The organism is Amycolatopsis sp. NPDC033938, assembly GCF_055575975.1.
This window is the reverse complement of record NZ_JBVIRO010000027.1, coordinates 91,108-101,070: the sequence shown is the minus strand read 5'-3', so window position 1 is coordinate 101,070 and position 9,963 is coordinate 91,108. Positions and strand designations below refer to the sequence as shown.

Annotated in this window: 8 protein-coding genes; 3 read left to right on the top strand and 5 right to left on the bottom strand. The window is 67.4% G+C overall.

What is annotated here, in order from left to right; all coding sequences use genetic code 11:
- The first annotated feature begins 329 nt into the window (after positions 1–329).
- Both ACZ5ZX_RS38785 and ACZ5ZX_RS38780 read left to right on the top strand, forming a co-directional pair.
- Complete coding sequence (locus ACZ5ZX_RS38785; RefSeq protein ID WP_465506975.1) at positions 330–1,085, top strand: carbon-nitrogen hydrolase family protein; 756 nt, start codon at positions 330–332, stop codon at positions 1,083–1,085.
- Positions 1,082–2,773 carry a flavin monoamine oxidase family protein gene (locus ACZ5ZX_RS38780; RefSeq protein WP_465506974.1) on the top strand — a complete coding sequence of 564 codons (1,692 nt, stop codon included), beginning with the start codon at positions 1,082–1,084 and terminating at the stop codon, positions 2,771–2,773. Before ACZ5ZX_RS38785 ends, ACZ5ZX_RS38780 begins: the two co-directional genes overlap by 4 nt.
- On the opposite strand, the gene ACZ5ZX_RS38775 is transcribed toward ACZ5ZX_RS38780, so the two are convergent.
- The 4 genes from ACZ5ZX_RS38775 to ACZ5ZX_RS38760 form a co-directional block, all read right to left on the bottom strand.
- Positions 2,737–3,249 (bottom strand): VanZ family protein, encoded by a 513-nt coding sequence (locus tag ACZ5ZX_RS38775; protein ID WP_465506973.1) that lies wholly within the window; start codon positions 3,247–3,249, stop codon positions 2,737–2,739. The two genes, ACZ5ZX_RS38780 and ACZ5ZX_RS38775, sit on opposite strands and share 37 nt — an antisense overlap.
- 711 nt (positions 3,250–3,960) lie before the next feature.
- The gene (locus tag ACZ5ZX_RS38770; RefSeq protein WP_465506972.1) at positions 3,961–4,950 is read right to left on the bottom strand and encodes a hypothetical protein; all 990 of its coding nucleotides are present in this window, start codon (positions 4,948–4,950) and stop codon (positions 3,961–3,963) included.
- A complete protein-coding gene (locus ACZ5ZX_RS38765) occupies positions 4,947–6,206 on the bottom strand; it encodes an MFS transporter (RefSeq protein ID WP_465506971.1) in 1,260 nt (419 codons plus the stop codon). The genes ACZ5ZX_RS38770 and ACZ5ZX_RS38765 overlap by 4 nt, the downstream gene beginning before the upstream one ends.
- Positions 6,207–6,271: 65 nt before the next feature.
- Positions 6,272–7,132 carry an alkaline phosphatase family protein gene (locus tag ACZ5ZX_RS38760; protein WP_465506970.1) on the bottom strand — a complete coding sequence of 287 codons (861 nt, stop codon included), beginning with the start codon at positions 7,130–7,132 and terminating at the stop codon, positions 6,272–6,274.
- 344 nt (positions 7,133–7,476) lie between these two features.
- On the opposite strand from ACZ5ZX_RS38760, the gene ACZ5ZX_RS38755 reads away from it, so the two are divergent.
- Positions 7,477–8,109, top strand: coding sequence for a MerR family transcriptional regulator (locus ACZ5ZX_RS38755; RefSeq protein WP_465506969.1), 633 nt, complete (start codon positions 7,477–7,479; stop codon positions 8,107–8,109).
- 25 nt (positions 8,110–8,134) lie between these two features.
- Here ACZ5ZX_RS38755 and ACZ5ZX_RS38750 read toward each other — a convergent pair whose 3' ends face one another.
- A complete protein-coding gene (locus tag ACZ5ZX_RS38750) occupies positions 8,135–9,622 on the bottom strand; it encodes a purple acid phosphatase family protein (protein ID WP_465506968.1) in 1,488 nt (495 codons plus the stop codon).
- Positions 9,623–9,963: the final 341 nt, after the last annotated feature.

Sequence of the window (9,963 nt, the reverse complement as noted above, 5' to 3'; positions counted from 1 at the left end):
GGAGCGGCAGGTTTCGACACGTGTGTTCTCCGTTCACTCACGCGTGCTCTCCGTCGGATCACGCGTGTCGCCCGATGGTAGGTACCTAAGACACAAGTGGCCCTCACCCGAATCGCCACTCACGCCATTCCTCCGAAACCGCACCTGTAGCCCTGCGCCTGGCGCAAGGAAGGGGGCCTTCATGTGCTGCAGCGGGGCGAGCAAGCGGTGATCCACGCAACAGATCGCCACAGAATTGCACAGGTGTGCAGTAAAGCGATGCTCAATGAGAGGTATACGCAACGATCTGGCCTTATCGACGCAGTGAAACGGCGGATATCGTCGCCGGTATGAAGGTCGCCGTCCACCAAGGCCCCTACGTCGAACTGCCCGGTGCGGTCGCGGCGTCCGGGGCAGATCTCGTGATCGCCGCCGAAATGATCACCACCGGCTACCACATCGGCGCCCGTTCCCATGAACTCGCCGAACCGGCTGACGGCCCCACCTCGGCCCGCATGTCCACGCTGGCGAGGGAAACCGGCGTCGCGCTCGCCTACGGATATCCCGAGTCCGACGGCGGCCACGTCCACAACAGCGTCCAGCTGATCGACGCGACCGGACGGCGCCTGGCGAACTATCGCAAGACACATCTGTTCGGCGACATCGACCGGTCGTGGTTCGCGCCGGGCACCGAGGCGGTCGTGCAGGCCGATCTCGACGGCGTCCTGGTCGGGCTGCTGATCTGCTACGACGTCGAATTCCCCGAACTGGTGCGGGCGCACGCGCTGGCCGGGACCGAACTGCTCGTGGTGCCGACCGCGCTGATGAGCCCGTACGAGCTGGTCGCCGACACGCTGATACCCGCGCGGGCCTACGAAAGCCAGCTGTTCGTCGCCTACGCGAACCGCTGCGACACCGAACAGGAACTGACCTACTGCGGACGCTCCTGCGTCGTCGCCCCGACCGGCGAAGTGCTCGCTCGGGCGGGCGGCGGCGCCGAGCTGATCAGCGCCGAAGTCACCCGTGACGCGCTCCTCGCGTCACGCGAAGAGAACACCCACCTGGCCGACCGACGGCCCGAGCTGTACCGAGGACTTTCCGCATGACCTCCGCCCTCCCGACCGCGATCCACCACGACGAAACCACGGGACGGCCGATCACCATGTTCGGCCCCGATTTCCCGTTCGCCTACGACGATTTCCTCGCCCATCCGGCCGGGCTGGGCACGCTCCCGGCCGAGCGGCACGGCACCGAGGTCGCGGTGATCGGCGGCGGGCTCTCGGGCATCGTCACCGCCTACGAACTGATGAAACTGGGCCTGCGCCCGGTCGTCTACGAGATCGCCGAGATCGGCGGCCGCCTGCGCACCGTGAACTTCCCCGGCTGCCCGGAAGACGTCGTCGCGGAGATGGGCGCGATGCGCTTCCCGCCAGCGTCCACCGCGCTCTTCCACTACATCGACAAGGTCGGCCTGGAGACGACACCGTTCCCGAACCCGCTGGCGCCGGGAACGCCGAGCACCGTCGTCGACCTCAAGGGGGAGAGCCACTACGCCCGCACCGCGGACGAACTCCCCGCGGTCTTCGGCAAGGTCGCGGCCGCCTGGGACAGCACGCTGAACGAGCAGGCCACGTTCGCCGAGATGCAGACCGCCATCCGCGACCGCGACACGAAGACGATCAAGCGGCTGTGGAACGAACTCGTACCGCGCCTGGACAACCAGACGTTCTACGGTTTTCTCTGCGACTCGCCCGCGTTCGCCTCGTTCCGTGACCGCGAGATCTTCGGGCAGGTCGGCTTCGGCACCGGTGGCTGGGACACCGACTTCCCGAACTCCATCCTGGAGATCCTGCGGGTCGTCTACACCGGTGCGGACGACGAGCACCGCAGCATCACCGGCGGGAGCAGGCAGCTTCCCCTGCGGCTGTGGGAACACGCGCCGGAGGACCTCGCGTTCTGGCCCGCCGGGACGAGTTTGCGCACGCTGCACGGCGGAAGCCCGAACCCCGGCGTCGCCCGGCTGCACCGCACCGCGCCGAACAACATCACCGTGACCGACACCGAGGGCCGGATCCGCACCTATCCCGCGGCGGTGTTCACCGCGCAGAGCTGGATGCTGCTGTCGAAGATCGAATGCGACGAGGCGCTGTTCCCGATCGACCACTGGACGGCGATCGAGCGCACGCACTACATGGAGTCCTCGAAGGTCTTCGTCCCGGTGGACCGGCCGTTCTGGCTGGACAAGGATCCCGGGACCGGCCGCGACACGATGAGCATGACGCTCACCGACCGCATGCCGCGCGGCACCTACCTGCTCGGCGACGATCCGGACTCGCCCGCGGTGATCTGCCTGTCCTACACGTGGGCCGACGATTCGCTGAAGTGGCTGCCGCTTTCGGTCTCCGAACGGGTCGAGGTGATGTTGCAGTCCCTGCGGGAGATCTACCCCGGCGTCGACGTCCGGCGGCACATCATCGGTGACCCGGTGACGGTGTCCTGGGAGGCCGAACCGCATTTCATGGGCGCGTTCAAGGCCAACCTGCCCGGCCACTACCGCTACCAGCACCGGCTGTTCACGCAATTCATGCAGGACAGGCTGGAGGAGCGTCATCGCGGTCTCTTCCTGGCCGGTGACGACGTTTCGTGGACGGCGGGCTGGGCGGAAGGCGCGGTGCAGACGGCGCTCAACGCGGTGTGGGGCGTGCTGCACCATTTCGGCGGCGAGACGGATCCGGCGAATCCGGGACCGGGCGACGTCTACGACGACATCGCGCCCATCGAACTGCCGGACTGAGCACGGCGCTTCACCAGCCACGCCGTGCCGAGCGCCAGGAGCGTGCCCAAGACCGCGCCGATGGTGTTCATCAGCCAGTCGTTGGTGTCGCAGGCGCGGCCGATGGCGGGGATGAACGCCTGCAGTGCCTCGATCACGGCGGACAGCCCCGAACCCGCCGCGAGCATGGTCAGCGGTCGCTTGGTCGCCAGCGTGGCGAAGTACACCGGAGGCAGGAACAGGACGACGTTGGCCAGGAGCTCCACCGTGCCGAGGGTGGGCAGGGAGAACTGGACCGTGCAGAGGATCTCGTCGATCGTGTGCGCGGTGGGCACCAGCGTCAGCGCGAAGACCGGTATCAGCGACACCCCGAAGAGGGCCCACAGGATCCGCGGTCTGCCCGCGAACAGGTGACCCAGGACGGCGCAGACGAGCGCGACCAGCAGGATCGCCACCGGCACGAGGGCGGAGTGGTCGAGCAGGAAGTTCGTGATCATGGCGGAGTCGATCCTATGAGCTGGAGATCACGAAGGTCCGTGAAGGCCCCCTTCCCTCCCTTGAGCGTCAGGGTTCCGGCAGAGTCGCATAAGTGCTGGTCGGCTGCACCTCTATAGGGGGACAAGACGAACGCGTCGTGGTGGACACGGCGGGAGCGGGCCCACACAAGGGGCCTCACCCGGGTCCGGACTGTCCATAAGGGACACTTTTCGAGACAAAAATGCCCGATTTGGGCATCTTGCACGGTTTCGCGTGGCTGGATGGATGGCGCGTGTGATCAGACGGAGGACACGTGTGACTGGATGGATGACACGCGGGAGGGGCAGGTTTCGACACGTGTGTTCTCCGTTCACTCACGCGTGCTCTCCGTCGGATCACGCGTGTCGCCCGAGGTAGGTACCTAAGACACAAGTGGCCCTCACCCGAATCGCCACTCACGACATTCCTGCGAAACCGCACCTGTAGCCCCGCGGTGTCCAGAATCAGGCCTGCCCTACCTCGGCTCGCCCTTGATCAACGGCCGGAATCCTCCCCACCCGACCGCACCGGTAGGCCAACCTGGCGTGATCGGGGGCTGCCGGGGTGGCGGGCAGAGCGAAGGCGTAACTCGCGTGCTTGGACACGCGAGATCTGGCTTCAGGCACGCGAGTGCGGTGTCACGTCACCAAGGCACCATCGCGCCCGGGCACGCACCTTCGCCTTGCTCCTGACTATGGCAGCGCGGCGGGCGATTCGGCGTCCGGGATGAGCAGCCGCGGCGTCCCCGAGCCGTCGGCGGACACGGCCCAGACGTCGGAATGTCCTTGCGTGCGGGGGAGGGCGTAGGCGACGGTGCGGTCGTCGAGCCAGGCGGGCTGGTCGTCGACGTTCCGGGTCTCGGCCAGCGGTGTCACCCTGCCGCTCGCGAGGTCGAGCACCGAGACCCGCCAGCCCTTGGCGGGATCGCCGTCGATGACGGCCTTGTAGGCGATGCGGGTCTCGTCGGGGGACAGCGACGGGCATTCGACGTTGTCCCGCAGCGTCCGGATCGTGCGGGCGGCGGAATCGCCTTCGACGAGGTAGCGGTGCGGGCCGGTGGACATGGTGGCGTAGAACCGGTTCGGCTGCCTGGCGAAGGTGACACCCCAGAAGTTGAAGTCGGCCGCCTTGTACGGCTTGCCGTCCACGGTCACGGCGAAGTCCTCGAGCGTGCCTTCGACGTTGTCGGTGGTGAGGTCGAGGGTGCCGGCGCGGGTGGAGAACCGGCCGCCGTTGTAGGAGTCGCCGGTGACGAACACGGTCCACGCGAGACGCCGTCCGTCGGGCGAGACGCGCGCCCGGTTGGGCAACCCCACCAACGGGATCTCCTGTGTGACGGCGAGACGGTTGTCGAGCACGGCGAGCTGGTAGGTGGTCAGCCCGGCCTCCGGGCGCAGGCAGATCCCGGTCCCGCCCGCCGCGTAGACGCGGCTGCAGCTCACGTCCGAGACCGCCCGCGCGCCGCCCGGATCGGCCGCCGGGACACTGGACACGTGACCGCGGTCGGCGTCGGCGGTGCTGCGGAACAGCAACCGCTGCCCGTCGAGGGTGACGGCACCGCTGGTGCCCGCCGACGCGGTGTCCTGATTGCGCGCTCCCGCCACCCCGACGTAGATCACGGCGGCCGCGGCCAGCGTGAGTACTCCGGCGACGGCGATCAGGACGCGGGTGCGGGTGTTCACGGTCGTGCCTTCCTGCGGGGAGCCAAGAGAACGAAGGTGGCGGCGACGGCGACGAGCACCGTCCCGGCGGCGATCGCGATCGCCGTGGGCGCACCCCAGAACTGCCATGAAAGTCCGAAAAGGACGGACGAGACGAAGTAGGCGAGCGCCTGCCCGCTCTGCACGATCGCGATCCCGGTGGTGCGCAGCGCCTCGGGCAGCAACGGCCCGGCCAGCGCCATCAGCACGCCGTCGGTCGCCGCGTAGAACACGCCGTACAGGCCGAGGGTGAGCGCGAACAGCGCCCATCCGGTCAGCGGGCTGAGCAGCAGCAGGTAGACCGCGACCAACGCCCCGTAACCGGCGAGCATCACCGGCAGCCTGCCGATCCGGTCGGCCAGCGCGCCGAGCGGGGCGGCCAGCAGCAGGTAACCCAGGTTGGTCCCCACCGCGAGCAGCGGGAACCAGCCGGTGGCGATGTCCTCCTTGTCCTGCAGCACGAGGTAAACGAAGCCGTCGCCGATGGTGGCGAGACCGAGTACGCAGGCGGCGATCAGCAGCCGTCGCACCCCGGCGGCCCGCAGGAGCCCGGCCGCCGCCCGCAACGACACCGTGCCCGACGGCGGTTTGGGCGCCCGATGATCGCGGACGAACAACGCCAGGAGCAGCACTCCGCAGGCGGCGATGCAGAAGCTGGTCACGAAGACGGCGTCGAATCCCTCGACCCCGGTGGACGAACCTACCACCGCCAGTACCGCGACCGCGACGAGCGGGCCGAGGAACGCGCCGACACTGTCCATCGCCCGGTGCACCCCGAACGCGCGGCCCAGCAGGTGTTCGGGCGCCGACAACGTGATCAGCGCGTCGCGGGGCGCGGTCCGCAGGCCTTTGCCGGTGCGGTCCGCGGTCAGTACCACGCCGATGGCCGCCGCCGACGACCCCGCCGCCACCAGCCCCAGTTTCGCCACCGCCGACATCGCGTAGCCCAGCCCGGCGACCGTCTTGCGCCGCCGTACCCGGTCCGCGACGTAGCCGCCGACCAGGCGCAGCAACGCGGTGGCGCCGGTGTAGAGGCCGTCCACCACCCCGTACGCCGCGGGGCCGAGGTGCAGCCCCAGTACCAGGTACACCGGCAGCACGGCCGTCACCATCTCCGACGAGACGTCCGTGACCAGGCTGACGGTGCCCAAGGCGAAGACGTTCCCGCCCAGCAGGGCGAACGACTTCTTGGACACGCCGCCGGGATGCTCCCGGCGGCCGATCGTGGACAGGTACACGCGTTGGACCACCTTTCCCCGCCCGCGGGCGCGTCCACAGTGGACACGCCCGCGGGTTCACCCGATTACTGCCACACGCTCGTGATCGGCGACTTGTTCGCCGCGTTGGCGATGCCCGGCAGGCCGAACGACGCCTCCATCGTGCGGAGGATCGAGTAGTGGTTGATGGATTCGCTGTAACTGCCCGGCTTCACGTGGGCGCCGACGAAAGTGGTGAAGATCTGGTTCACCGAAGTCCCGCTGTCCTCGTCGAAATTGACGATCAGGAGACTGTTGTGCGTCTTCGCCCACTGGGCATAGGCGTCGAGGTTGTTCTTCAGCCATTTGTCGCCGGTGTCGACCGCGCAGTCGTGCATGTCGCTGCACAGGTCCGGGGTCACGAAAGCCACGTGGGGAAGCTTCGTGAAGTCGCTCGGGAACGACGAGAACCGTTTGTTCGCCGAAGCCGGGACGTTGCTGAAGCTGACCCAGCTGTTGTGCTTTCGCGCGTATTTGCCCTTCGTGCAGCCGGTGTAGCCGTCGGAGGGCATGCTTTCCGCGTATCCGGTGAACGTCTTGCCGATCCCGGCCAGCTGGGAGGCGATGTTCTCCTTGTTCCCCAGATCCTGGCATTTGTTGCTGTCGACACCGTGCGTCGAACCCGCGAACTGGGCGATGTAGTTCGGCTGGCTCGGGTGTGTCGTCCCGTACGCCTTGGTGAACTTGGCGCCCTGCGCGGCGAGCTTGTTGAAGTACGGTGCCTTGGAGCTGCCGTTGATCTCCTTGTAGTCCTTGTTCTCGAACATCACGAGAACGATGTGGTCGAACGCGGGCACCTTCGCGGCCGCGGGTTCGATCGCGGCGGTGGTGTCCTGATGCGACACCATCAGCCCCGTGGCCAAACCGGTCGCGGCCACGGCCGCGACCGCGATCCGTTTCCAGAACATGAAACCTCCTGGGAAAAGGTTGAAACTTTGACGACCAACCATCGGGTTCAGCGGCGCTCCGCGGGCGTCGACAGAGTAAGACATCTGATGTCTCAGCTGCATTTAAACGGCAGGAAACTCCCTGGCCCATCAAGATCGCCTGACTGGAGTAGTCGGATGGTGTAGAACGCCTCAAAACCGGCATTCCTTGGCACGAAAAGATGCAAGCCTCCCCGTGGGGCTTGTGTCCGGCGTGGTGAACCGATGGACTTATCGTCACCCGGCAATTCAGCCGGTTGACAGTGCTGTCGTCATCGCACCGGCTTCGTGGGCTACCCATCTGACCATTGGCTAAGCTGGTGGGCGTGGAGCCCTTTTCGCCGAGACCGGCCGGATACACGATCGAAGAACTTTCCGCGATCGTCGGCATGTCCGCGCGCAATATCCGGGCGCATCAGACGAGAGGGCTGTTGCCACCGCCGGTCCGCCACGGCAGATCCGCCTATTACGGGCCTGTTCATCTGCGGCGGCTCCGACGCATCACGACACTGCAGAAACAGGGCTTCAACCTGGTCTCCATCGCCGCGATGCTGGGACCGGCCACAGTGGACGGCGGCGCCGACCGGCTGGGCGCCGCGGTGGACGGCGTCGTCCGCGACCAGCCTTCGCTCGCCCGTTGCCTGGAGCGGCACGGGGTGCTGGGCCGGGACGACGACGGGAGGCCCGCCGTCGTGCGCCCCTCCGTGCGACGTGCTGTCGCCGACCTGATCGGGACCGGGGTGCCGCCGGTCGCGGCACTGCGGTTCCTCGGGCAGTTCCTCGACCGGGCCGCACCGCTGGCCGACGAGCAGCTGGCCGCGCTGAGAACTCAGACAGGGTCCGGTTCCGCGGCCCCGCGGGCCTGCCTCGCCGAACTTCTTGTAAGCGCTTTCAGAACGACGGTCGAGAACGCTGCCGGTTTTCCCGAGGAGGAACCAGGGAGGCGGCGGCCGGGATGAGCCGCCGCCTCGATCAGGTCGTACTCTAGGTGCGCTGCACGATGATCTGGTCGACCAGGGTGCCGTCCGCGCTGATCGCCCGGACGTCCATTTTGGGCCCGGTGGTGCCCGTGCCCGCGATGACGTCGACCGCGACCAGGCTGTAGCCGCGGAAGCGGACGCGGGACCAGGTGACCTTCTTCGTCAGGCTGTGCCCGTCCCGTTCCGAGTACTTCATCGGCACGGGGGAGTCGTTGCTGGTCTCGTGGCCCAGATAGGTGTCGGGCGCGGGGAACTCCGAGACGCTGCCGCCACCGCCGCCCGCGGTGATGTAGGTGGTGCCGTCCTTGACCGGGTTGGTGGTCCCGCGTGAGGGCACCTTCTTGACGGCCTTGCCGGCGCGGATCGGGTCGGTGCGTTCGTAGATGTGGTTGTGCCCGTTGAGCACCAGGTCCACCTGGTACTTGTCGAACAGCGGCGCCCAGTCCGTCTGCGCGCCGAGTTCGGCGCCGTTGGAATGGCAGGTGGAGTACGTGCACTGGTGGCAGTAGACGACGATGAAGTCGATCGTCGGGTCGGCGCGGAAGGCGGCGAGTGTCTTCCCGAGCCACTTGAGCTGTTTTCCCTTGGTGTAGTCCAGATTCGACGGGCTGTTGTAGCAGACGTCGTTGCCGTCGAGGCTGATCATCCCGACGTTCTGGTAGCGCCACGAATAGATGCACGTGGAGCCCGTCCACGCGTTGTCCGGCATGGTGAACCGGGCACGCACGCCACCGTAACCGTCGGCCGAGTACCAGCCCTCCATCTCGTGGTTGCCGAGCGCCATCATCCACGGGATCCCCGCCGTGACGGGTTCGTTCTGCACGAAGAAGGAGTCCCACAACCGCGCGTCGTACTGGTCTTCCTCCGGATGCCCGCCTTCGCCCTCGAGCGCGTAGCTCAGGTCACCCATGGCGAGGTGGAAGGCCGGGTCGAGGCCCGCGATCAGGCTGCTGGTCGCGACGGCGTTGTACCCGACGCCCTGGTCGCCGAACGCGGTGAAGGTGAACGTGCCGTCGCCGCCCGGCGCGGGCGCGGTGCGGAAACTCGCCATCTCGCCGAGTCTGGCGGCGGGGTCGTAACCCTCGTGACCGACGACGTAGTAGTACGTGGTGTTGGGCAGCAGGCGGTCGATCCGGGCGTGAAGGTAGTACTGGGTGATCGATTTGGGACTGTTCGGCGGCACCTCCTCGACCGGGTGCTGCCAGGACATCTGGCTGGTCAGTGCGCGGACCTCGGCCGCGATGGGCGGGCTGAAGTCGCCGGGAACCGTGCCGATCCGGACGAACGGCGCGGTCACCGCCGCGGGCACCTGCCAGGAGACGACGACCTGCTGGGACGGGTCCGCCCCATAGGCGATGTGCCTGCCGAACGGCCGCAGCGCCGAACCGGCGGTTCTCTCGGCGTTCAGCAGGACGGTCGGGCCGGGGGAGGCCGCGGCGGCGCCGGGCAGCAGGACACCGCCGGCGAGGGCGGCGCCGCCCACCGCGCCCACTCGGAACAGGGTCCGCCGCGAGTACCGGTTGACGAAGTTGTCGTGTTTCTCGGCGAGGCTTAGTCGACGATAGGCTTGAGACCTGCGGTTTAGGGGAGTCTCAGACATGTTTTGAAGTTAGGAAGGCTTCCTAACTAAGTCAAGAGTTGCGAGTGTCTTCGGGTCCGGCTGCATGGAACCGTGCAAGTGACGTCGGTCATAGGGGCCTCTTGACTTGCGGCTGCCGGTGAGGAGTTGGCGGGGTGGGTCGTCTGAGGGGCATTGGGTTTAAAAAACCAAACCCAAACACCACCGGGGCCGGGAATGGCCTTGAGAGTTGCCAACCCGCTACCGTCCACGCC